Annotated in this window: 17 protein-coding genes and 2 tRNA genes; 9 read left to right on the forward strand and 10 right to left on the reverse strand. The window is 57.8% G+C overall.

What is annotated here, in order from left to right; genetic code table 11:
• Positions 1–46: 46 nt before the first annotated feature.
• Positions 47–2,770, forward strand: coding sequence for a phosphoenolpyruvate carboxylase (gene ppc / locus B9G99_RS14210; protein WP_086622747.1), 2,724 nt, complete (start codon positions 47–49; stop codon positions 2,768–2,770).
• A 204-nt stretch (positions 2,771–2,974) separates the two neighbouring features.
• Entirely contained in the window at positions 2,975–3,607 is a 633-nt protein-coding gene (locus B9G99_RS14215) for a superoxide dismutase (RefSeq protein ID WP_086622748.1), read from the forward strand.
• A gap of 117 nt (positions 3,608–3,724) precedes the next feature.
• Here B9G99_RS14215 and B9G99_RS14220 read toward each other — a convergent pair whose 3' ends face one another.
• Together B9G99_RS14220 and B9G99_RS14225 are read right to left on the reverse strand one after the other, a co-directional pair.
• The gene (locus B9G99_RS14220; RefSeq protein ID WP_086622749.1) at positions 3,725–5,683 is read right to left on the reverse strand and encodes a DNA topoisomerase III; all 1,959 of its coding nucleotides are present in this window, start codon (positions 5,681–5,683) and stop codon (positions 3,725–3,727) included.
• Between the two features lies 1 nt (position 5,684).
• Complete coding sequence (locus B9G99_RS14225) at positions 5,685–7,592, reverse strand: hypothetical protein (RefSeq protein ID WP_086622750.1); 1,908 nt, start codon at positions 7,590–7,592, stop codon at positions 5,685–5,687.
• 174 nt (positions 7,593–7,766) lie between these two features.
• Here B9G99_RS14225 and B9G99_RS14230 point away from each other — a divergent pair, with 174 nt between their 5' ends.
• Positions 7,767–9,599, forward strand: coding sequence for an SEC-C domain-containing protein (locus B9G99_RS14230; RefSeq protein WP_086622751.1), 1,833 nt, complete (start codon positions 7,767–7,769; stop codon positions 9,597–9,599).
• A gap of 37 nt (positions 9,600–9,636) precedes the next feature.
• On the opposite strand, the gene mltA is transcribed toward B9G99_RS14230, so the two are convergent.
• Both mltA and B9G99_RS14240 read right to left on the reverse strand, forming a co-directional pair.
• A complete protein-coding gene (gene mltA / locus B9G99_RS14235; RefSeq protein ID WP_227875836.1) occupies positions 9,637–10,761 on the reverse strand; it encodes a murein transglycosylase A in 1,125 nt (374 codons plus the stop codon).
• A 69-nt stretch (positions 10,762–10,830) separates the two neighbouring features.
• Positions 10,831–12,099, reverse strand: a complete 1,269-nt coding sequence (locus tag B9G99_RS14240) for an AmpG family muropeptide MFS transporter (RefSeq protein ID WP_169712227.1) — start codon at positions 12,097–12,099, stop codon at positions 10,831–10,833.
• A 63-nt stretch (positions 12,100–12,162) separates the two neighbouring features.
• On the opposite strand from B9G99_RS14240, the gene rfaH reads away from it, so the two are divergent.
• Entirely contained in the window at positions 12,163–12,687 is a 525-nt protein-coding gene (gene rfaH / locus B9G99_RS14245) for a transcription/translation regulatory transformer protein RfaH (protein WP_227875837.1), read from the forward strand.
• A 22-nt stretch (positions 12,688–12,709) separates the two neighbouring features.
• Here rfaH and B9G99_RS14250 read toward each other — a convergent pair whose 3' ends face one another.
• The 3 genes from B9G99_RS14250 to B9G99_RS14265 form a co-directional block, all read right to left on the reverse strand.
• A complete protein-coding gene (locus B9G99_RS14250; protein WP_227875838.1) occupies positions 12,710–13,222 on the reverse strand; it encodes a lytic transglycosylase domain-containing protein in 513 nt (170 codons plus the stop codon).
• Between the two features lie 79 nt (positions 13,223–13,301).
• Entirely contained in the window at positions 13,302–15,008 is a 1,707-nt protein-coding gene (locus B9G99_RS14255; protein WP_086623503.1) for a proline--tRNA ligase, read from the reverse strand.
• Between the two features lie 440 nt (positions 15,009–15,448).
• Complete coding sequence (locus tag B9G99_RS14265; RefSeq protein ID WP_158521512.1) at positions 15,449–16,030, reverse strand: outer membrane beta-barrel protein; 582 nt, start codon at positions 16,028–16,030, stop codon at positions 15,449–15,451.
• 355 nt (positions 16,031–16,385) lie between these two features.
• On the opposite strand from B9G99_RS14265, the gene B9G99_RS14270 reads away from it, so the two are divergent.
• Entirely contained in the window at positions 16,386–17,003 is a 618-nt protein-coding gene (locus tag B9G99_RS14270) for a MiaE family protein (RefSeq protein ID WP_086622757.1), read from the forward strand.
• Positions 17,004–17,057: 54 nt separating this feature from the next.
• Here the strand turns inward: B9G99_RS14270 and B9G99_RS14275 are convergent, their stop codons facing one another.
• Together B9G99_RS14275 and B9G99_RS14280 are read right to left on the reverse strand one after the other, a co-directional pair.
• A complete protein-coding gene (locus tag B9G99_RS14275) occupies positions 17,058–17,816 on the reverse strand; it encodes a UDP-2,3-diacylglucosamine diphosphatase (protein WP_086622758.1) in 759 nt (252 codons plus the stop codon).
• A gap of 60 nt (positions 17,817–17,876) precedes the next feature.
• The gene (locus B9G99_RS14280) at positions 17,877–18,374 is read right to left on the reverse strand and encodes a peptidylprolyl isomerase (RefSeq protein WP_086622759.1); all 498 of its coding nucleotides are present in this window, start codon (positions 18,372–18,374) and stop codon (positions 17,877–17,879) included.
• A gap of 206 nt (positions 18,375–18,580) precedes the next feature.
• On the opposite strand from B9G99_RS14280, the gene B9G99_RS14285 reads away from it, so the two are divergent.
• Positions 18,581–20,260: a glutamine--tRNA ligase/YqeY domain fusion protein gene (locus B9G99_RS14285; RefSeq protein WP_086622760.1), complete on the forward strand. Its 1,680-nt coding sequence runs from the start codon at positions 18,581–18,583 to the stop codon at positions 20,258–20,260.
• Positions 20,261–20,274: 14 nt separating this feature from the next.
• The gene (gene cysS, locus B9G99_RS14290) at positions 20,275–21,651 is read left to right on the forward strand and encodes a cysteine--tRNA ligase (protein WP_086622761.1); all 1,377 of its coding nucleotides are present in this window, start codon (positions 20,275–20,277) and stop codon (positions 21,649–21,651) included.
• 90 nt (positions 21,652–21,741) lie between these two features.
• Here the strand turns inward: cysS and folD are convergent, their stop codons facing one another.
• A complete protein-coding gene (gene folD / locus B9G99_RS14295) occupies positions 21,742–22,599 on the reverse strand; it encodes a bifunctional methylenetetrahydrofolate dehydrogenase/methenyltetrahydrofolate cyclohydrolase FolD (protein WP_086622762.1) in 858 nt (285 codons plus the stop codon).
• Between the two features lie 207 nt (positions 22,600–22,806).
• Here folD and B9G99_RS14300 point away from each other — a divergent pair.
• Both B9G99_RS14300 and B9G99_RS14305 read left to right on the forward strand, forming a co-directional pair.
• Positions 22,807–22,883: transfer RNA gene (locus tag B9G99_RS14300), tRNA-Pro, on the forward strand.
• Between the two features lie 65 nt (positions 22,884–22,948).
• Positions 22,949–23,025 (forward strand) — tRNA-Arg (locus tag B9G99_RS14305).
• The last annotated feature ends 31 nt before the right edge of the window (positions 23,026–23,056 follow it).

Genomic DNA, 23,056 nt, shown 5'->3' on the forward strand with positions numbered 1-23,056 from the left:
CCGCGTCAGGCTCTTGCTTCCTGTCATGAGCCTCGCGGAGTCTTTCATGCAACACGTTTCTTCTTCTGCCCCTGAAGGTACCTCTTCAGGGGAGGTTCCCAATAACGATAATGCGCTGGAAGACAATGTGCTTCATGCCTCCCTGCGTGAGCATGTGCGTCTGCTCGGCGACAGTCTGGGACACACCATTGCCGATGATCTGGGCACCGATTTTGTTGACCAGATCGAGAAAATTCGGGCACTGGCCAAGCAGGGGCGCAAGGATGCCGGTGCCCGTGCTGAACTGATCGACTATCTGCGTGCGCTTCCAGAGGAGCGCATGCTGCCGGTGACGCGGGCCTTTAATCAGTTCCTCAATCTTGCCAACCTGGCCGAGCAGCACTATCGCGGTCGCTTTCGGCGAGTCGAGGATTACCGCCCCGGCACTCAGCCACGCCTGGATGAGCTGCTCGAGCGTCTGACCAGGGAAGGGCATGATGGAGAAGCGCTTCTCGAACGGATTGCCTCGATGCGCATCGAGCTTGTCATGACGGCGCATCCGACCGAGGTGGTCAGACGAACCCTGATTCGCAAATACGATGCCATCAATCTCTGTCTGGCAGAGATCAACGGCAGCGAAGAATATCCCGAGCGTTTGGAGCAGCTCCAGGGTCGGCTGAATGAGCTGGTCAGTCAGGCCTGGCACACCAGCGAAATACGGGCTGAACGGCCGACGCCGGTCGATGAGGCCCGCTGGGGGCTGGCGGTGATCGAGCAGTCGCTTTGGCAGGCCGTACCGACCTTCTATCGTGAGCTGGATCAGATGCTGCTGGCGCGTGCAGGCCGCAGACTACCGCTGGAAGCCGCGCCCATCCGGTTTGCCTCGTGGATGGGCGGCGACCGTGATGGTAATCCCAATGTCACCTCAAAAGTGACCCGCGAAGTACTGCTGCTCGAGCGCCATCGTGCGGCAGAAAGCTTCCGGCGTGACGTTCAACAGCTGCGCCTTGAACTGTCGATGTGGAAGGCCACCCCCGAGCTGATCGAACTGGCCGGCGGACCCTGCCCGGAACCCTATCGCAAGGTGCTCAGCGATCTTGAGCAGCGTCTGGCAGCAACCCGTGACAAGGCTCAGATGATCTGGGAAGGGCACGGCTGGAGCGGCGAGCGACCCACGGTGGACACCCGCGAAGCCCTGCAGGCGCCACTGGAAGCCTGTTACCACTCACTGATGGCCTGTGGCCTTGATGTAATCGCCAACGGGGCGCTGCTGGACACGCTACGCCGCGTGGCGTGTTTCGGCACCACCATGACCCGTCTGGATATCCGTCAGGAGTCCACGCGCCATACGCAGGTGTTCGAAGAGCTGACCCAGTATCTGGGGCTGGGCAACTACGCCGAATGGGATGAGTCCGCCCGCCGCGAATTTCTGCTCAAGGAGCTGGGGTCGCCGCGTCCGCTGATTCCGTCAAAATGGCCCTGCTCGGATGAGGTACGAGAGGTGCTCGATACCTTTGAGGTGATCGGCTCCGAATACAGCGAAGCGCTGGGCTCCTATGTCATTTCCATGGCCGGTCAGGCCAGTGACGTGCTGGCCGTGGCGCTGCTCATGAAGGCGGTTGGCGGCCGGGTCAGCCTGCCCATTTCCCCGCTTTTTGAAACGCTGGACGATCTGGATCGTGCCGGCCACGTCATCAACGACCTGTTGGGCATGCCGGAGTATCAGGCACTGATCGATGCTCGCCAGGAAGTCATGATTGGCTACTCGGATTCGGCCAAGGATGCCGGGCAGCTGGCGGCCGCCTGGGCGCAGTATCGTGCTCAGGAACGCCTGGTGAATGTGTGTCATGAGCATGGTGTGACGCTGACGCTGTTCCACGGCCGTGGCGGCACGGTGGGCCGTGGGGGCGGCCCGGCGCATGCGGCCATCCTCTCCCAGCCTCCCGGCTCGGTTCAGGGCAGTCTGCGCGTTACCGAGCAGGGCGAGATGATTCGCTTCAAGTTCGGCCAGCCTCGAATTGCCGTACGCTCGATGGAGATCTATCTCAGCGCCGTACTTGAAGCCACGCTGCTGCCGCCGATCGAGCCGAAGCAGGAGTGGCGCGAGGAAATGGATCATCTCGCCGCACGCGCCCATCAGGTGTATTCGGGAATCGTGCGGGAAGATCCAGCCTTTGTGCCCTATTTCCGCTCCGTGACGCCGGAGACGGCGCTGTCCGGTCTGCCGCTCGGATCACGTCCGGCCAAGCGTCGCGCAACGGGTGGCGTTGAAACGCTCAGAGCCATCCCCTGGATATTTGCCTGGACGCAAACGCGTTTGATGCTGCCGGCATGGCTGGGCAGCGATGCTGCCTTTGCCGAGCGCAGTGACAGTGAAGAAGGCATGGCGCGTCTACGTGAGATGATGAACGAGTGGCCTTTCTTTGGCACTTTCCTGGATATGCTCGAAATGCTTTTGGCCAAGGCTGATGCCGACATCAATGCCTACTACGAAGAGCGTCTGATCGAGGATGAAAACTCCAGGGCGCTGGGCACTTCCTTGCGTGAGCGTCTGGAAGGGCTTGAGGCCACACTGTTGCGCATTCGTCAGCAGGATCATCTGCTTGAACATGCGCCGCTGATTCGCCAGGCCGTCGATGTGCGCAATCCCTACATTGACCCTTTACACGGCCTGCAGGCTGAACTGCTGTACCGAAGCCGTGAGCATGAAGGGGCAATATCACCGGATCTTCAGCGCGCCTTGATGGTGACCATGGCAGGCATTTCAGCCGGGCTTCGCAATACCGGATAGGCCTGGCAAGAGAGGCAACGACACGAAAGGCGAAGAAAGAATTGTGTCGTTGGCCTTGAAAAGACAGCGTTGGCGCCTAATGTCTTATAGGACGCACGCGGAGGTGGTCAGCCGCCTCATTGTGTCCTCAACTTTCATGACGATTGCAGGGAGAAATGCAGTCGTCGGTTTAAACCCGCTCAGCGAGCGAAAAGGAGTTTGACCATGGCTTATAAGCTTCCCGAACTGCCCTATGCATTTGATGCACTCGAACCCCATATCGATGCGCAGACGATGGAAATTCACCATGGCAAGCATCACAACACCTATGTGACCAATGCAAACGCTGCGCTGGAAAAGATTCCTGAAGATCTGGCAGGTCTCGAAGCGTCCGAACTGCTCAAGCAGCTCGACCGCGTTCCCGAAGAGCAGCGCACGGCGCTTCGCAACAACGCCGGCGGTCATGCCAACCATTCCCTGTTCTGGGAAATCCTGACGCCCAACGCACGGGGTCTGAAGGAATTCCCGACGCTGATGAACGACATCGAAAAGACGTTCGGTAGCGTTGAAGCCTTTGCCGAGAAGTTTGAAACTGCCGCCAAGGGTCGTTTCGGTTCTGGCTGGGCATGGCTGGTGGTCAAAAACGGCAAGCTGGACATCGTGTCCACTGCCAATCAGGACAACCCGGTCTCTTCCTCTGCCTACGGTGGCTGTGACGCCACGCCGATTCTGGGCGTGGACGTATGGGAGCATGCCTACTACCTGAACTATCAGAACCGTCGTCCGGACTACCTCAAGGCGTTCTGGAATGTCGTGAACTGGGCAGAAGTCGAAAAGCGCTACAACGCTGCCAAATAAGCACGTGTCGCGCTGACAGAGTGTTCTGTCTGATACCCGCATCAGCGATGGCTGATGCGGGTTTTTTAATGGCCTGAACCACTGATAAAGACAGACACTCTGATCAGACCGTTGAAGTCAGGAGGTGGTATTGCCGGCTTTTGAGGTGCTTTTTCCGGTGCGCTTGCGCGAGCCCGAGGAGGTTCGCCTGGTGGCCTTGCCCCGGCGGGTGGTGGCTTTCTTACGACCGGTACTCGCCTGTGGCTGTTCGCCGCCGGCCTGCTGCATGGCGCAGGCAAGGCGTGCGGCATCAACGTCGCTGACCAGCGTTTTGAGCTCACCTGCCATATCATTGAGAAAGGCGCTCAGCGAATCGTTGCCTTCCCGGACGCGTGAGAGTCGCTGTTCCCAGAGTGCTGTTCGCTCGGGGCCGGAGAGGCTCTCCGGCAGGGCATCGATCAGCCCGCGGCCTCGTCGTGTGGCGCGGATGGTGCCTGACTGTCGGTATACGTAGTCGCGACTTAACAGTGTCTCGATCATGCTGGCGCGGGTGGCCTCGGTTCCCAGCCCGTCCGTCTCCTTGAGTGTGGCCCGAACCGCATTGTCGGTGACATAGCGCGCCACATGGGTCATGGCATTGATTAAACTGGCGTCGGTGAAGGGCTCGGGCGGGCGCGTCTGGCGGGTTTGTACCTCGCACTGAGTCACCCGGGCGCTATCTCCCTGCGTCATGGCCGGCAGGATGGCATCTTCATCGGGCGTATTGAACAGCACACGCCAGCCCGGCTGCAGGATTTCACGGCCTTTGGTCATGAAGCACTCTTTCAGGGCGACCAGCGTGACGCGAGTATCCCGATACTCAAAGGCTGGATAAAACTGGGCCAGTACATTGCGCGCCACCAGCGTATAGACGTTTTGCTCCTCTCTGCTCAGGGTTTGCCAGCGCGGCGTCTGGCCGGTGGGGGCAATGGCGTGGTGGGCACCAATCTTCTTGTCGTTGAAGGCGCGCGACTTTTGTGCGGTATCGATGCCGGCATGCCAGTGCTCGAGCGTGTCGTCGCCCTGACAGGCGTTTTGCAGTGTGGTGCCGACGCCCTTGAGATAATCGCCTGGCAGGTAGCGACAGTCCGAGCGCGGGTAGGTAATCAGGCGATGTCGCTCATACAGGCGCTGGGCGCAGTCGAGCACGGATTGAGCCGACATTTTGTAGCGTCGGGCCGCATCGATCTGAAGCGTTGAAAGCGAATAGGGCAGCGGTGCGCTCTGCCTTTGATGTTTCTGCTCGACCGCCTGAATGACGGCAGGCTGATCGGGCAATCTTGCCGCCAGCGCCCGGGCGGGTTCGGCGTCCAGAAGACGTCCCTGATCATCCTGACGGTGTTGATCGCCCGGTTGCCACCAGGCGCGGACAATGCCGTGGCGAGTCTCGAAATCCGCCCATAGCGGATAGAAATCTACCGGCTGAAACTCTTCGATGGTTCTGTCACGGCGTACGATCAGCCCGAGCAACGGTGTCTGCACGCGTCCGATGGAGAGTACACCCTTGAGGCCGGCCTGCTGACCGGTCACCGTCCAGGCCCGGGTCAGGTTGATACCATACAGCCAGTCTGCCCTCGATCGGGTCAGTGCGGCCTGATAGAGCGGCTGGAATCGGGCATTGTCCTCGAGCGATTGCCAGGCGCGCTTGACGGCCGGCGTGTTCATGTCGCTGATCAACAGGCGCTCGACCGGCCCCTTCCAGCCCAGATATTCAATGGTTTCCTGCACCAGCAACTGGCCTTCGCGGTCGGGGTCGCCGGCGTGGATGATCCTGTCGGCGGACTTGACCAGACGGCGCAGGATGGCCAGCTGACCTCGCGCTTTCGGGCGGGGCACCAGCTTCCATTGGGTGGGAATTATCGGGAGGTCATCCAGTCGCCAGCGCTTTAAGCGCTCGTCATAGGCTTCCGGGGCCGCCTGCTCGAGCAGATGGCCAAAGCACCAGCTGACCGTAATGTCGGGGCTGATCAATGCGCCTTCCGACTGGCTGAAGCGCCCGGGTAGTGCCGAGGCAATGGCGCGACCCAGTGACGGCTTTTCGGCAATAATCAGTTGCATGTCAGTTCAATGCTCTCTTGGCCTTGATCAGCGCCCTGTACCAGCGTCTTGGTATGGTACCGATACCGGCAGGCCGCTGGCTGAGAAGGCTGATGTTGCGATGCGCGGTCTGGTCAATGTTGGACAGGATGTTCAGCGTTGAAGCACGAGCGCCGTATTGGCGGATCAAAAAGTCGATCGCTTCGGGTTCAAGTGCTACGCGATAGTGTCGGACCAGAGCGATAGCCAGCGATTCGGCGCTGCGAGACAGGTCGTCGTTGATTTCGTTGACCATGGCTGCCCCCAGTGCAGCCTTGGCCGCCGCAGAAAGATCCGGCTCGAGATGACCGAAATAGGCCGCATTGGTGGCATTAATGGCGCGCTGCACTTCCGGGCGCGAGAGATGAACATGGGGCTCGAGCGCGAGAGCAATTTCGATGGCCAGATGTTTGGCCATTTCGATATGGCCGCTGGTGGCGGTGCCATGAGTGCCATGATCCTGTTGATGATAGCGATAGCGATCGCGATCAGCACGTGTTTCATTGAGATAGCGAGCCAGATGGCGGCAGACGCGCGCCTTTTCACCGTCGGTCAGCTCGATATGGTTTTCGTGGATGCGAAGTCCTCGCTTGCCCGGCCCGACCTGTAGATGGGTGGCCTTGTCATTCATCTGCTCGGTAATGGCCTCCCAGCGCTGGGAGTGACGAATCAATGTGGCGTGGCTGCGGGCAATCTGGTCGTGGTTTTCCTGCACGCTTCGAAACAGCTTGATGGCGTTGGTCAGAATTTCGGCGCGCTCACGCAGTTCAGGCCGTAGATCGCTGCGGCCCTGTTTAACGCCGCTGGCCAGATGTTCGATCTGTTCGGTCAAGGCATCCATGGCCTGACGGCATCGGGCCGTCAGGGTCTCGGCGCGCAGGCCGGCGGCGGCATCTTCGACCAGCGTTCCCGACTGTTCTGCTAGATAGACGGTCAGGGCCTTGAGGCGGGAAAGTCCGGTGGCCTGCTGAATGCGATAGCGTGAGCGGGTCTGTTCAAGGGCATCGAGCGTACGGGCCAGATGCCAGCGTCCGCGATACTCGAAGGTCAGCATGGGAATGCGGCGACCACAGAGCAGCTCAAAGGCCAGAATGATCATCTCCTCGACGTCCTGCAGCGTCATGAGCAGCGCACTGTCCTGCTCGATGGCTGCCAGCACACGCTCGATGAAGTTTTCATCCCGCGCTACGCCCTGGTGCAGATCCGGGGCGCGTCCGGCAAAACGGTCGCGCAGTAGCGAAATGGCTTCTGGCGCCACGTCAGCAAGCTCATTGAGCCTTGGATCGATATGATCGCGATAAAGCGCCACCAGATCGCGAATGCGTGACTGCATCCCGACGCGCCGGTAGACATCGATCTGCGCAATGCGTCGGGCGCTTTCTTCATCATCCAGCAGTTCAAGCGCTGCAAGCTCCACCCCCTCGGGCGCCAGATCATGCTTGCGCAGCAGCATGGCGGCGGCCTCGCGTCGGCGAGCATCACCTTCAAGACTTTCAACGATCAGATTGCGGGTGATGAGCACCAGTTCCGGCAGGGTATCGAGGACCTGAGACACTCGGGCGGCCGAGCGCTCATGCTTGCGTCCTCGGGTCAGGTGATGGGCAAAGTTGGCGATGATCCCGGCCAGACCCGTGATCAGGGCATAGCTGATGAAAAAAACATAGTTTTCCATCGAGGGGCCGCGGCCATAGCCAAGCAGGTAGCCGACCCAGGCACCGAGCAGCGTGACCGGGCCGCTGACCCAGAGAATCTGCATGGCGCTGTTGGTCCATGGAACCTTGTTCATCGCCTGAGTAATGCGTCGGATGCGGTCGCGTCCTTCGCGTTCGAGACGAACGCGGGGCTCATCGGGTTTTTTACGTCGACGAAGGAGTAAGCGTGCTGAAAACAAGCGGGTATTTCCGGAACTAGAATGGGCGTAATGACGCAAGGGCTGCTGCAGAGCATGTATGGACAGCTCGGCTGATCTCTGGAAAGAGGATCAGTGAGACAAACATGATGGCGTTATCATGAGACGCAGGCAGTCAGCGTGCTAGCATAAGCGTGATCATGGTGGAGGAACAATATGCTGGCAGCCTGGGTGGACCAACTCCTTGGGTTTTCGACGGGAGCGCTTGACGCCATTCGTCGTGAAGAACGTTATCCTTCATTGATGGTGTGGGCAAGAAAGGAGGGCGCCGAGCTGCTTGGAGGCGATGTGGGGCTGGCGCAGGCGCTGGCCCCGGTGCTCTGGAATCAGATGCCTCTTGAGCGTCTTGGCTATCGGATCGAAACGCTGGCGGTGCCTGCTCCTCAGGAACCCTGCTGGTGTGATTCCGGCCGGCGCTATAACGACTGCTGTGCCCGCGTGATGCTGCCGGGGCAGGTACCGCCACATCTGATGTGGATGCTGCTGCTTCAGCGTCTTCGCGGCAAAACGCTGCATGAGGCACTGTCATCGCATCAGGCGCCGGCTCAGGCCCTGCTGGAAGCGGGTATTGTCAGTGCAGAAGGGGGCCAGCTCGGGCGGGCGCAAACCATTCTTGAGTCGCTTTTCAATAACGCTGACTGGGAGGGTCTGCCGCAGGAGAGCGAGTCTGCCTTTGAGCTTTTAAGCGATGTCTATCAGGAGCGCGGCTTTATTCGCAAGAAGGCGGCCCTGATGGACAGTGTTGTCGAGCATGGTCCCGGTTTTCTGCGCGGTGCGGCATTGAAGCGATTGTGCCTTCGCTATCTGGACAGTGACGATCTGCCCAGTGCTCGCGAGACCTTTATTCGCACGCTTGAGACCATGCCCAACGAACCGGCGCTGGCCTACCTTGAAAGCATGCTGCTGCTTCACGAAGGCCAGCCCGAGCAGGCCCGTGCACGCGCCGATTTCTGGCGCCGTCGATTGATGCATCGCAGTGATCTTGATGAGGATCAACAGGCCTTTCTCGAGCAGCTCGCAGAAGATCCCGAAGCGACTCTGGCCGAGCAGATGATTTATGCCGATGAGGAGCTCGCTGAGCCGCTGGATACGCTGACCCGGCTGTTGCCGATGTCCAGTCATGGGCCACGGTTGTCGCTTTTCATTAATGCCGATGGACGGCTTGAGTATCAGCAGGATGACCTGGATCATGCCCGCTACGAGATGTGGCAGCAGCACTTCACCACTGAGAATGAAGAAGCGCCCGGCAGTGGCCTCCAGGGTGATCCCTGGCGCGACGCCCGGCCATGGCTGGATGCCCTGTGTTTACACCCCGAGTGGCTGTCAACGCCTGCAATACTTCAGGAGCTTGCCATGGCGCTGGCCGGGCGCTTTGGTAATCTGCCATGGATGTTTCAGTCGATTTTCTCACCGCTGGCGCAGCGTTTCGAGGCATGGCTTGCTGCTGTCGAGCGGGCTGAAAGTCCCTTCGTTTGGGGAGATGGCGACAACCATATTCTCTTCAGGCTGGGTCTGGGACTGATTATCGGCATGGAGCGCGGCGCCCGTGAGCAGTCACGCCAATTGGCCGAGCGTTTGATCCGTCTGGACGGCGAAGACAGCATGGGCCTTCGTGAATTGTTGCTTGAGCAGCTTTTAAGTGATGGTCAGGACGTCAGAGCCCTGTCGCTGATTGAGGAAATCGAGCACAGCAATGATGACGGCGAGCCGTGGCTGGGGCTTTTGCTGGGCAAGGCGCTGGCGCTGTATCGTCTGGCGCGACTGGAGGAGGCCCGTCAGGCGCTGGTCATGGTCGAGCAGGCCAACCCCTGGATGCTCAAGCTGCTGGTACGGGAAAACCCGCGGCGAGAACCGGTCACCGGCAATTCTCCGGTACCTGGCTCGCGCGCCGAAGCCTGGCAGTATCGCGTTCTCATGCGGCCCCACTGGGTGGCCACTCGAGGGGCGCTACACTGGGTGGATGCCAGACTGCGATCCAGCGTCGAGTAACGCCATGGTGGTCCATGGCGTCTCGTCATCGTCTTGCCTACTGACGATTGGGAAGAAAGACCCACATCTGCCCGGGCTGCTTCATGCGTCCGGCATTGAGGCTGGCCTCGTCCCCGTGGCCCCAGAAAAAGTCGGCGCGCACGATGCCCTTGATGGCACTTCCCGTATCCTGTGCCAGCATCAAGCGTTGCATGCGCTGATTGGACAGCGGGCGAGTCGTTGAAAGAAAGACCGGCGCGCCCAATGGAATCTGATCAGGATCGATGGCGATGCTTCGCTCGGGTGTCAGCGGTACGCCTTGCGCGCCGATGGGTCCGTCACTGTTCTTGTGCGTGCTATCAAGCTCTCTGAAAAAGACGAATCTGGGATTGACGTTGAGCATTTCCTGCACGCGGCCCGGGTTGGCACTGGCCCAGGCCTTGATGCCCGGCAGAGTGGCCTGGGCCGGTGTGATTTCGCCATGATTCAGCAGCCAGCGGGCAAAGGATTGAAAGGGCTGATCCGTGGCTCCGGCAAAACCGACGCGCATTTCACCGCCTTCTGCCAGCTTGATCCGACCTGATCCCTGAATCTGCAGGAAAGCGGCTTCTACAGGATCATCTACCCACACCAGTTCGCGACCCCGCAGTACGCCGCTTTTGATCAGCTGACTGCGGCTGGCGGCCATGAGGCTGCTGCTGCCGATGTTGCGGTACAGTGGCACCTGATAGGGGCCATGACGCGTTCTTGAGCCCCTGAGTACCGGTTCGTAGTAGCCTGTGATGGTACCCACCGTCGAGCCATCGCTGTTGCTCAGGGTAAAGGGTGTAAAGCGATGCTCGAAGTAGCGCCGTATCGCGCGACTGTCCAGAGGATCAACGTGGCGTGCGTCGTTGCAGACCGATGCCCAGTCCGGCTTGCGTGCGAGCTTTTCACAGCTGGTCTTGAAGGCGCTCCAGGCGCTCAGGAGGTTATCGTCCTGCCAGCCGGGCAGTTGTTGCCAGCTGGTAGGATGCATGGGAGTGCTTGAGTCGTTGTAGTGGGGCGTTTTGGCCGGTTGAAAGCCGGTTTGACCGGTGGAGCAGGCGGTGAGAACCACGCCTGTCAGGATGACACTCGTGGTTCGGCGTGCCAGTCGCAAAAGGCCCTGAGGGCAGGATGTTTCAGCAGATACAAAAGACAAGATCAGGGTCTCTTCTAGGGGCGCGGCCAGGACCTTTCGCCCGTGGAACAGTAAAGGCGCTGAACCATATTACCGGTTGGATGAATCGGCAATATCGCGCCATTGGCGAAAATACCAAAGGATCATCAGACCAGGAATAGCCGCCAGAGTGCAGATCAAAAAGAAACCGTCCCATCCCACGGCCTCTGACAGGATGCCACCAGGGGCTGAAATCACGACTCTGGGCAGGCCCATGATCGAGGACAGCAGGGCATACTGGCCGGCTGTGAATCGCTTGTCGGTCAGGGCGGCCATGAAGGCCAGAAAGGCCGCTGTGCCCATACCGGCTGCGGCGTTTTCAAAGCTGACCACGGTGGCCAGTGCCGTGATCGAGTAGCCGACATGATTGAGCCAGATAAAACCTGCCGTGGAAGCCATCTGTAACAGCCCGAACCACCACAAAGACCGATAAATGCCGATGCGAAGGATGACCAGGCCGCCGAGGAAGATGCCGCCCAGCAGCGGCCAGAAGCCAAAAATCTTGACCGTGGCGCCAATTTCGGCGTTGGAAAAGCCGATCGATTTGTAAAAGGGCGTGGTCAGGTTGCCGGCCACCGAGTCACCAAGCTTGTAAAGCAGGATAAAGAGCAAAAGCCAGAGCGCGCCCGGTCGCATTAAAAAGTTTCGAATGGGATCAAGAAAGGTATCTCGCCAGTTCTGTGGATGCGTGGGACGCTGGGCGCCTGGTTCGGGCGCCATGAGGGTCACCAGCATGCACGCACCCAGTACGACCGCCATGGTCAGATAGGTCGCGCGAAATCCGATGCTGTCAGCCAGCATCAGGCCGCCACCAGAGGCAAACAGCATGCCGGTACGATAACCGTAGGTATAAAGGCTTGAGCCGATGCCGAGTTCCTTTTCGGGGAGATGCTCACGACGATAGGCATCAATGATGATGTCCTGCGTTGCACTGAAAAAGCTGATACCCAGAGCCACAGCGCCAACGGTCAACGGGGCCAGACCCGGATCGGAAAGGGCGAGTGCAACAATCAGTGAGGTCAGCGCCAGCTGTGTCAGCAGCAGCCATCCCCGCCGCCGCCCAAGAAAGGGCAGCTCGAAGCGATCGAGCAAGGGAGCCCAGAGAAACTTGAGCGTGTAGGGAATGCCGATCAGCGCCAGCAGGCCAACGGCGTCAAGTGAGACGCCGGCATCGGTCATCCATGCCTGAAGGACGCTGCCCGTCAGCAGCAGTGGCAGCCCTGACGCGAGCCCCATGAGGAACGTGATACCATGGCGCGCAACGGCGGCCCGGGCTGTAGCAATCGAAATCAACGGTGTTATCCAGAAAGTCGCGGGCATTTAAATGGCGCGCCGATTCTCTCAGACCGGTGCGCTGACGGCTACTGACCGGGGATGGTTTTAATGAAGACGACAGGGCCTGAAGGACTGCGCTGGTACGCGGTCCAGTGCAAGTCAGGAGAATCCTTTCGTGCCGCCGAGCATCTGGAGTATCAGGGCTATACCGTCTTTCATCCCGTCATTCAAAGGGAAAAGCGTCAGCGCGGCAAGGCAGGGCAGGTCATTGAGCCCCTGTTTCCCTGGTATCTGTTTATCCGGATGAACCCGCTGCAGGATAATTGGGTGCCCGTACGTTCCACCCGTGGGGTAATCCGGTTGCTCGCCTTTGGCCGTGAGCCTGTGCCTGTACCGGATGCGCTGATCATGACGCTGCGCCAGCAGGTCAATGATCCATCCGAAGTTGAGCCCGAGCGACATTTTAGTGAAGGCGAACGAATTGAAATTACCGATGGACCTTTCAGGGCGCTGGAGGGGCTTTTCGTTCAAGGCAAGGAAGATGAGCGCGTTGTTGTCTTGCTCAATATTTTGCAGCAGGAGCACCGTATTACGCTTCAGGCCGCCCAGATTCAGGGCGCCCCGGAGCAGTGAAGCAGGTTTGTCTTCGTATGATCTAGCTGTCGACCCACCAGCGGGCCTCCCAGCTTTTCAGGACCTGCTCCGGATAGCGCGTTTTGCCGAGACTGCCGTTGTAGCGTGCCAGCGCGCGCGTGACATCCCCCTTTTCTACCTTGAGATACCACGCCAGAATCGTGCAGCCGTAGCGCAGGTTGGTCTCGGGGTCGAAGAGGTCGTCGCTGTCCCGGCCAATCTCGCTTTTCCAGAAGGGCATGACCTGCATGAGCCCCTGAGCGCCGGCACTCGAGCGTGCCCGTGGCACAAAGCGACTTTCGACATCAATGACCGAAAGCACCAGCTGCAGATCCAGCGAAGCGCGAAGGGATTCACGTTGAATGCTTTTCAGTAATGCAAGGCGCTGATGCGGATCGTCAAGATAGCGCGCCAGGCGCCGATTCATGTCCGTCATCCAGACTTCGGCTTCAAAATGATCATCAAAGCGTTGGTCGTTTGAGACGGCGCTGGAGAGTTGTCGAATCATCTGAGCCGAGACATGCGCCTCAGGCATTGCAGCAGCCAGAGCGACAGGCGTAAAAAGGGCGCCTGTCACCAGACAGGCGCCCCAAAGGCATGCTCGAAAACCGGCATCAAGCCAGCTTTTGACAAATAAACTCGACGGCCTCCTGCTGCGCCACCATCGTAACATCGTCGTCACGCCTTCCCTTGTACTCCAGTTCACCCGTTTTAAGGCCGCGATCTCCGATCACGATACGATGAGGAATGCCGATCAGTTCGAGATCGGCAAACTTGACGCCGGGACGCTCATCACGGTCATCCAGTAAAACTTCTATACCCTTTTCATTAAAGGCGTTGTAAAGACGCTCGGCTTCATCACGTACCGCCTGTGACTTGTGCGCATTCATGGGCACCAGCGCCACCTGATAAGGGGCCAGACTGGCTGGCAGCGTGATGCCGCGCTCGTCATGATTCTGTTCGATGGCAGCAGCGACCACCCGGCTGACACCAATGCCATAACAGCCCATCTGCAGCGGTACGCTGTCACCGTTTTCATCCAGAACGGTCGCCCCCAGTGCCTCGGAATATTTTGCTCCAAGCTGGAAGACGTGACCGACCTCAATGCCACGGGCAATCGAGAGCGTTCCCTGACCGTCCGGGGAGGGATCACCGGCGACCACATCGCGAATATCGGCCACCGTTGGCAGGGGTAGATCGCGTTCCCAGTTGATGCCGAAAAAGTGTTTGCCATCGATATTGGCGCCGGCGCCAAAATCGCTCATGACTGCCACGCTGCGATCGATGATCAGAGGAATCTCAAGGCCGACCGGTCCCAGAGAGCCGGGGCCTGCGCCGACGGCCTGGCGAATCTCTTCTTCATTGGCCATGACCAGAGGAGAAGCCACCTGCTCCAGATGCAGGGCCTTGATCTCGTTAAGCTGATGATCACCGCGCACCATCAGCGCAACCAGCCCGCCTTCAGTTCCATGAACCATCAGGGTCTTGACGGTCTTTTCGATCGGCAGGCCGTGCTTTTCTACCAGTGCGGCAATGGTCTTGGTATCCGGAGTATCGACCTCGCGCATGTTTTCTTGAGGAGCTGCGCGTTCCTGTCGATCAGGGATGGCTTCGGCCTTTTCGATATTGGCGGCATAATCGGAGCCCGTGGAAAAGATGACAGCGTCTTCACCCGAATCGGCCAGCACGTGGAACTCATGAGAGCCGCTGCCACCGATCTCCCCGTTGTCAGCCTGCACGGCTCGAAAATCAAGACCCAGACGCGTGAAGATACGAACGTAGGCGTCATACATTTTCTGATAGGAGGCTGCCATGGCTTCCTGATCAAGGTCGAAGGAGTAGGCATCCTTCATGATGAATTCGCGTGCTCGCATGACACCAAAGCGGGGGCGGGTTTCATCACGAAACTTGGTCTGAATCTGATAGAAATTGCAGGGCAGCTGGCGGTAGGAACGTACTTCATTGCGTACCAGATCGGTAATGACCTCTTCATGAGTAGGGCCATAGCAGAACTCACGATCGTGACGGTCACGAAGTCGCAGCAGAAGGTTGCCGTACTTGTCCCAGCGACCTGATTCCTGCCACAGTTCGGCAGGTTGTACCGACGGCATCAGCACTTCCTGTGCACCGGCAAGATCCATTTCCTCGCGCACGATCCGTTCAACCTTGCGCAGGGTGCGAAGCCCCAGCGGCAGCCAGGTATAAAGGCCTGAAGCCAGTTTTCGAATCATGCCGGCACGCAGCATCAGTTGGTGACTGACAACCTCAGCGTTGGCGGGCGTTTCCTTGAGCGTGGAGAGCAGCAGTTGACTGGCGCGCATGAATCGAATGTTTCCCTTGGCCGGATGAAATGAACCGCATTGTACGAGCATTCATTGCCTGTCGGCAAAATGCGTTTCCTGCCATGTGCAATAGTGGTATGTGTTTATTCATGATGCATGCTGACACAAGCGGAAAACGTGTTTCCCTGACCACCTGAAAATGACCAAAGCGAGGGAGGTATCATGCAGCGTCGATACCATGTTGTGACGATTGGCATCCTGATACTGATGATGGCGGGCTGTGCGAGCAGGGATGACACGGAGTTTGTCTGGCAGTCACCCAGAATCAACGATCAGGGAACCCAGCCAGGGCAGAGGGCCTGTATGCCCGGGCCGGATGGTCCGAGCAGCTGCAATCGTTAAGGTAACGATTTACTGTAAACAGATATAAAAAACGGCACCCGAGGGTGCCGTTTTTCAGACCTTTCGACCATCGTCGATCAGAACTGTACGCCGACAGAGGCCATGGCAGCATCGATCTTGTAATCGCTGTCCATGTCATAACGAGTGTACTCGGCACGAGCGAAGACCGGAACGGTTTCGAACTGGTACTTCAGGCCCAGACCATAAACCGGATCAGTGCCGTACTGGTTGCTGGCCGGACCTTCCTGGGCGTTGGCCTTCCAGTAGGCAGCACCGACGCGCGCGTAACCGGAAACGCCGTAGAACAGGGGCAGTTCACCGATGGCGCTCAGGCTGTAGGCCTTGGTCTGGTAATGACCGCTACCCTGATCGGCGTCATAGGCGATATCACCCAGATCCGCATAATTGATCTCGGTAGAGAACCAGTCGTTGAACTTGTAACCAACGAAAGCGCTCTGAGCAGTATCGTTGTTATCGGTGATACGGCTGCCTGATACAGTGTTGTTTTCGCTGAAGCTGCTGACGTCGGCGTCATGAACCTGCGCGCTACCTACACCAACACCTGAGTAGATGCCTGAGCTGGTGTCAGCCATGGCCATCGGGGCGGCAACCAGTGAAGAAGCGAACAGCGGTGCAGCGAAAAGTGCGAATTTTTTCATGATGATCTCCTTGCATGAACCCTTTATTGACTGGAGCATCCTGCTCCATGGTCAAATCGATTCGGTGAGCTGTTATTACTCGAACAGTGTTTTCAAAAACATTTTTAGCATGAGAATCGGTTCACGTAAAGATCAGAATGCATTAGTCCGTTCAAAGAGAACGTTCGCAAAAAACCTCTACCCGATAGGGCTGACAGTATAGCAACGCTTTGCATTTTAGCTCGGCATTGACACGTTTTGTGTCTCCAGATGTCAGGATGATGGGGAAGTCCTTCTTTCATCGGTACAATGCCCATCCTGACGATCATGCTCCATGGTCATTATATCTTCATGTCCTCTACTACCCGGTTTTAATATGTCCGATGACCTGATGCCTGATGAATTACTCGATTTTCTGCCCTGTCGAACGCCTAAAGCCTGGGTGGATGCAGCGCTTGGTAACGAGCGTCTCCTGATGATCGATCACGCGCAGTGTGAAAAGAAGGCAGCCTCCACTGCCATGAGCCTGATGTATCGATATACCAGTCGGGCCGATCTGTTAACCAAAATGTCACAGCTGGCGCGTGAGGAGCTTCTGCATTTTGAGCAGGTCGTCACATTGATGCGTGAGCGCGGCATTGCCTATGAACATGTTTCCGCTTCGCGCTATGCCCAGGGGCTACGTGAACATGTTCGCGAGCAAGAGCCGGGAAGGCTGATCGATGTTCTCATCGTGGGGGCATATATCGAGGCTCGCTCCTGTGAGCGATTTGCCTGTTTGATTCCTCACCTTGATGACACGCTGGCGAAGTTTTATCGCAGTCTGGTGAAGTCCGAGGGTCGCCACTTTGAAGACTATCTGGCACTGGCCGCTCAATATGCTGATGAGCCCATCGATGAACGGGTGGCCTTCTTTGGCGAAGTGGAGAAAGCGCTGATCGAGTCGCCGGATAGCGAGTTTCGCTTTCATAGTGGTATTCCGGCGGCTGCCTGAACAGGGGGACGAAAATCCTTCAGACAGGGACGCCCGCAATGGGGCGTACCTTGCCTACCCGTGACGTGACAATGCTGACAGGCTGAAAGATTCGAGCGTCAGAGTTGCATCCTCAAGACGAATTTCCCAGCCCCTGTCCTTTTGATGGCTCCAGTCACCCAGTACGTAGCGTTTGGCGGAGTCATCATCCTGCAGGTAAAAGTCATGCACATCGGGGCGATGGGTATGGCCATGAATCAGTGTGCTGACACGGTACTGCTGCATGATCTCTTCAACGGCCTCCTGGCTGACATCCATGATGTCATCGGACTTGCTGCCGTTGGCACTGCCCGAGCCTTCACGCATGCGATCTGCCAGCAGACGGCGCTGCTCGACCGGCAGTGCCAGTGTTTTCTGCTGCCACTGTGGATCACGCGTCATGGCGCGAAACTGCATGTATTCACTGTCCTGAGTGCAAAGGCTGTCGCCGTGCATCAAAAGGGCAGGAGCGTTTTCGCCAAGGGTAATGGTGGCCGGGTCATCAATCAGCACGGCACCGGTGAGTTCGGAAAAGCGTTCACCCAGCAGAAAATCACGATTGCCATGCATGACATACAGGTCTTTGCCGCTGTCACTGAAACGACGCATGGCATCAATAACCTGTTGCTCAAAGTCACAAATGGCATCGTCGCCGATCCAGCTTTCAAATAAATCGCCCATGATATAGAGCGTATCAGCCCCTCGGGCACGATGTTCCAGGTAGTCCAGAAATGCCCGGGTCAGCTCGGGAGCGTCCTGCTGCAAGTGCAGATCGGCAATAAACAGTGTCGTCATGACCTCTCCTGCTTGAAGGGCGCAGTATCTCACTGCGCCTGAAACATGGTTGTCCAGCGATCAGGCCTCGATGAGGCGAGCAGACTCAAGGACCACATCTTCTGCTGGAACGTCGGCGTGCCCATGACGACGGGTGGTCGCCACGCCCTTGATGCTGTCGACCACGTCCATGCCCTCAACGACCCTGCCGAAAACGCAGTATCCCCAGCCCGGAGGTGTCGGAGAGGTGTGGTTCAGAAAGTCGTTGTCGGCCACGTTGATGAAAAACTGCGCTGTGGCCGAGTGCGGGTCGCCTGTCCGCGCCATGGCGAGATGGCCGCGGCTATTTTTGAGGCCATTATCAGCTTCATTTTTAATAGGTTCATGAACCGGCTTTTGAGCAAACGTGGTGTCAAATCCGCCGCCCTGAACCATGAAGCCATCAATGACACGGTGAAAAAGGGTGTTGTCGTAATGGCCTTCACGAACATAACGCTCAAAGTTGGCGGCCGTTTGAGGGGCCTGGTCGTGAAAAAGCTCGATTTTGATATCGCCGGCACTGGTGGACAAGATAATCATGAAAAATTCTCTAAAAAGGCAACAAGGGGGCAGCTCAAGGGCAGCTACGCGGGCGTGGCGTGTATTGCGCTGCCGGTCATTCATGACGTCGGTACTGATACCTGCATGGCATGGTCCCGGGCGCTCACGCTATAATAGCGGCTTTGTCCGCGCAGGCGAAACCGCGCCAGCCGGTATCCGTTGTCAACAAGGCCTGATCACGCCCCATGAGCTCAGAAAGCACCAGCGCACCGAATTTCATTCGTACACAGATTCGTGAAGAGATCGAGCAGGGGCGCGTTGATACCATCGTGACGCGCTTTCCGCCCGAACCCAACGGCTTTTTGCACATCGGTCATGCCAAATCGATATGTCTTAACTTTGGCCTGGCCGAGCAGCTCGGAGGGCAGTGCCATCTGCGCTTTGACGATACCAATCCCGCAAAGGAAGAACAGGTCTACATCGATGCCATTCGCGAGGACATCGAGTGGCTTGGCTTTCAGTGGAGTGGTGATGTTCGTTATGCCTCCAGCTATTTCGATCAGCTTCATGAGTGGGCCTGCCAGCTGATTCGTGATGGTCTGGCCTATGTCGATGATCTCAACGCCGAGCAGATGCGTGAGTACCGCGGGACGCTGACCGAACCCGGGCGTCCCAGTCCCTGGCGCGATCGAAGCGTTGAAGAAAATCTGGCCCTGTTCGAGGGCATGAAAAACGGTGAGTTCGCCGAAGGCGAGAAGGTGTTGCGTGCCAAAATTGATATGGCTTCGCCCAACATCAATCTGCGTGACCCGACCCTTTACCGTATCCGTCACGCCTCGCATCACCAGAGTGGCGACAAGTGGAAGATTTACCCTTCCTACGATTTTACGCATGGTCAGTCCGATGCCATCGAGGGCATTACGCACTCGATCTGCACGCTTGAGTTTGAAGACCACCGCCCGCTCTATAACTGGTTTCTGGATAATCTGCCGGTGCCATCGCGACCGCGTCAGATCGAATTTGCTCGTCTCAATCTGAATTATACCGTTACCTCAAAGCGCAAGCTGAAATTGTTGGTGGACCAGGGCGTGGTCGACGGCTGGGATGATCCCAGAATGCCGACCATCTCCGGCATGCGTCGTCGCGGCTACACGCCGGCTTCCATTCGCAAGTTCTGCGATATGGTGGGCGTTTCTCGAGCCGCCGGCGTTGTCGATATCCAGATGCTTTATCACGCCATTCGCTCGGACCTTGAAGACAATGCGCCGCGGGCAATGTGTGTCATGAAGCCTCTCAGGATCGTGTTGACCAACCTGCCCGAAGATCATGAGGAAGTTTTTGAAGTGCCCGGCCATCCAGCCCGGGAAGATATGGGCGTGCGTCAACTGCCGCTCAATCGTGAAATCTGGATCGATCAGGACGATTTCATGGAGGCGCCGCCGAAGAAATTCTTCCGTCTTGCGCCCGGAAAGGAAGTACGTCTTCGCAATGCCTATGTGATTCGCTGTGATGACGTTATCAAAAACGATCAGGGCGAGATCGAGGCGCTGCACTGCAGTGTCGATCTGGACACGCTGGGCCAGAACCCGGAAGGACGCAAGGTGAAGGGCGTCATTCAGTGGGTCAGTGCCCGTCACGGTGTTGATGTCGAAGTGCGCAACTATGACAATCTGTTCCAGGTCGAAGCACCGGATCGGGACAAGGATGTCGACTTCCTCGAGCACCTTAACGCGCAGTCGTTGGAGACTGTGCGCGGGATCGGTGAGCCTTCACTGGCCGATGCCGCTGCCGAGCAGCGTTTCCAGTTCGAGCGAGTGGGCTATTTCTGTGCCGATCGCCATGAGCACGGCGCTGGCCGTCTGGTCTTCAATCGCACGGTCAGCCTCAAGGATGGCTGGGCAAAGGCGCAGAACAAGTCAAACTGAAGGGGAGTATCCGCGTGCAGATCTACAACACCCTGACGCGTCAGAAGGAAGTCTTTGCTCCCATTGATGCCGGTAATGTACGTATGTACGTCTGTGGCATGACGGTTTATGACTACTGTCACCTGGGGCATGCGCGCATGCTGGTGGCCTTTGACGTCATTACTCGCTGGCTGCGTGCCAGCGGATATGGTCTGACCTATGTACGTAACATTACCGATGTCGATGACAAGATTCTGGTGCGTGCACGTGATAACAATGAGCCAATCAATGCGCTGACCGAACGCATGATCGATGCGATGCATGAGGACGAGCGGCGTCTCGGCGTATTGCCTCCCGATCGGGAGCCGCGTGCCACGGCGCATATCGATGACATCATTGTCATGATCGAGACATTGATAGGGCGTGGCTATGCCTATCAGGCAGACAACGGCGATGTGTTCTACCGTGTGCGTCATTTTGAGCGCTATGGAGCACTCAACAATCGCAATCCGGATGACATGCGCTCTGGTGCAAGGGTGGATATCGACCAGGCCAAGGAAGACCCGCTGGATTTCGTGCTCTGGAAAAGCGCGACACCCGGTGAGGCGAGCTGGCCCTCTCCCTGGGGAGAGGGCAGGCCGGGATGGCATATTGAATGCTCGGCCATGTCGACCTGCTGTCTGGGCAATACCTTCGATATTCATGGAGGCGGACCGGATCTTGCCTTTCCTCACCATGAAAACGAGATCGCGCAAAGCGAGGCAGCGACCGGGCAGAAGTATGTCAACACCTGGATGCACGCCGGAGCGCTCAGGGTCGATAATGAAAAAATGTCCAAATCGCTGGGTAACTTCTTCACCGTACGCGATGTATTAAAGGAGCATGACCCGGAGGTCGTTCGTTACCTGCTGGTGGCCAGTCATTATCGCAGTGCGATCAACTACGCGCCTGATACGCTCAAGGATGCCAGACGTTCACTCGAGCGATTTTACAATGCGCTGGATGGTGTAGAGGCTGTCGAGGGGGGTGTCGGCGATGATTATGCGACGCGCTTCACCCGGGCCATGGACGATGACTTCAACACGCCTGAAGCGCTGGCCGTCATGTTCGAACTGGTGCGCGACATCAACCGCCACCGTGATGATGCCGTACGGGCCGGCGCCCTGGCGCATGAATTGATTCGTCTGGGCAACCTGCTGGGCCTTCTTGAACGCTCTCCGAGTGATTTCCTGCAAGGCGCGCAGCCCGGTCTCGACGACGAGGAGATCATGCGTCAGATCGAGGCAAGAAATGCGGCGCGTCTCAATCGTGATTTTGCTGAAGCTGATCGCATTCGTGATGCGCTTGCCGAGCAGGGCATTATCCTGAAGGATAGCCGGGAAGGGACGACCTGGGTTAGCGAAAGCCGCTGACATACGTGTCAGTCAGGCTTTGTGCTGCACACAAAAAAGGCCCCGCCAATGGCGGGGCCTTTTTTATTCTACACTCAGGGCAAGATAATATCAGCCATGCTCATGAAGCTCGGCCGCTGTAAGCGTATTTTCCAGCAACGATGCCACGGTCATTGGGCCAACGCCGCCCGGTACCGGTGTGATGTGAGAGGCGCGCTCCCGGGCGCCCTCGAACTCGACATCGCCCACCAGCTTGCCTTCGGCTGTGCGGTTGATGCCGACATCAATCACGATAGCGCCCGGGCGAATCCATTCACTCTTGACCAGATTCGGGTTACCCACGGCCACGATCAGCAGTTCAGCACTTTCAACATGCTGCTGGAGATCGCGCGTAAACCTGTGGCATACCGTGATGGTGCACCCTGCCAGCAGTAACTCGAGGGCCATCGGGCGGCCGACGATATTGGAGGCGCCCACAATAGTGGCGGTCATGCCTCGGACATCAAGCTGGTGCTCGTTGAGCAGTGTCATGACGCCCATGGGCGTGCAGGGGCGCAGTGTTGGCATGCGCTGTGCCAGACGGCCAAGGTTATAGGGATGAAAACCATCGATGTCCTTGTGCGGATGAATGCGCTCAAGCAGGGGGCGAGCATCAAGATGGCCGGGCAGTGGCAGCTGCAACAGGATGCCATCGACGCTGGTATCAGCATTGAGCTGGTCTATCAGCGCTTCCAGTGCGTGCTGGGAAGTATCTGCCGGCAGCTTGTGCTGAAAGGAAAGAATGCCGGCCTGTTCACAGGCGCGATGCTTGTTGCGTACATAGACCTCCGATGCAGCATCATCGCCTACCAGTACCACAGCCAGGCCAGGCACTCTCTTGCCCTCTCGGCGACGTTGGGCTACCTGCTGGGTAACTCTTTCACGCACCTTTTGTGCTGTGGCCTTGCCGTCTATCAACTGTGCACTCATCTATATTCTGTCCTAGTGACGATTCAAGTGAGCCTTGCTCATAAGTGCTGCAATTGTCGCATCCCGCCGGGTGCAGTCAATGAATGTTCTTTCGGTAGTAGAGGAAAGGCGCGAAAGCGCACATGACAAGTTATGCTTGACCCCGATCTGTTATCAGGTAAAATGCGCCTCGCATTGGCAGCGGCCTCGGCAGAGGTGCTGGCGTATCGGGGTATAGCGCAGTCTGGTAGCGCGCCTGCTTTGGGAGCAGGATGTCGGGGGTTCAAATCCCTCTACCCCGACCAACCTTTTGATTTTGATAAAGAATTTAAAATCAAAGGTTGACAGCAAGAGCCACGGTCAATAGAATGCGCCCATAGCTCAACCGGATAGAGCAACGGCCTTCTAAGCCGTAGGTTGCAGGTTCGAGTCCTGCTGGGCGTGCCAATAAAGCAAGTTTGGTGGACGTTGCCAGCAA

The sequence above is a fragment of the Kushneria konosiri genome, assembly GCF_002155145.1.
GTDB lineage: Bacteria > Pseudomonadota > Gammaproteobacteria > Pseudomonadales > Halomonadaceae > Kushneria > Kushneria konosiri.

What these genes read in the sequence shown, in the direction of transcription:
- rfaH (WP_227875837.1), top strand. Translation starts at nt 12,163, where the DNA reads ATGAAGACGACAGGGCCTGAAGGACTGCGCTGGTACGCGGTCCAGTGC.
- B9G99_RS14250 (WP_227875838.1), bottom strand. Translation starts at nt 13,222, where the DNA reads ATGCCTGAGGCGCATGTCTCGGCTCAGATGATTCGACAACTCTCCAGC.
- B9G99_RS14280 (WP_086622759.1), bottom strand. Translation starts at nt 18,374, where the DNA reads ATGATTATCTTGTCCACCAGTGCCGGCGATATCAAAATCGAGCTTTTT.
- B9G99_RS14220 (WP_086622749.1), bottom strand. Translation starts at nt 5,683, where the DNA reads ATGCAACTGATTATTGCCGAAAAGCCGTCACTGGGTCGCGCCATTGCC.
- B9G99_RS14270 (WP_086622757.1), top strand. Translation starts at nt 16,386, where the DNA reads ATGTCCGATGACCTGATGCCTGATGAATTACTCGATTTTCTGCCCTGT.
- B9G99_RS14275 (WP_086622758.1), bottom strand. Translation starts at nt 17,816, where the DNA reads ATGACGACACTGTTTATTGCCGATCTGCACTTGCAGCAGGACGCTCCC.
- B9G99_RS14215 (WP_086622748.1), top strand. Translation starts at nt 2,975, where the DNA reads ATGGCTTATAAGCTTCCCGAACTGCCCTATGCATTTGATGCACTCGAA.
- B9G99_RS14285 (WP_086622760.1), top strand. Translation starts at nt 18,581, where the DNA reads ATGAGCTCAGAAAGCACCAGCGCACCGAATTTCATTCGTACACAGATT.
- B9G99_RS14230 (WP_086622751.1), top strand. Translation starts at nt 7,767, where the DNA reads ATGCTGGCAGCCTGGGTGGACCAACTCCTTGGGTTTTCGACGGGAGCG.
- B9G99_RS14255 (WP_086623503.1), bottom strand. Translation starts at nt 15,008, where the DNA reads ATGCGCGCCAGTCAACTGCTGCTCTCCACGCTCAAGGAAACGCCCGCC.
- ppc (WP_086622747.1), top strand. Translation starts at nt 47, where the DNA reads ATGCAACACGTTTCTTCTTCTGCCCCTGAAGGTACCTCTTCAGGGGAG.
- B9G99_RS14240 (WP_169712227.1), bottom strand. Translation starts at nt 12,099, where the DNA reads ATGCCCGCGACTTTCTGGATAACACCGTTGATTTCGATTGCTACAGCC.
- B9G99_RS14265 (WP_158521512.1), bottom strand. Translation starts at nt 16,030, where the DNA reads ATGAAAAAATTCGCACTTTTCGCTGCACCGCTGTTCGCTTCTTCACTG.
- folD (WP_086622762.1), bottom strand. Translation starts at nt 22,599, where the DNA reads ATGAGTGCACAGTTGATAGACGGCAAGGCCACAGCACAAAAGGTGCGT.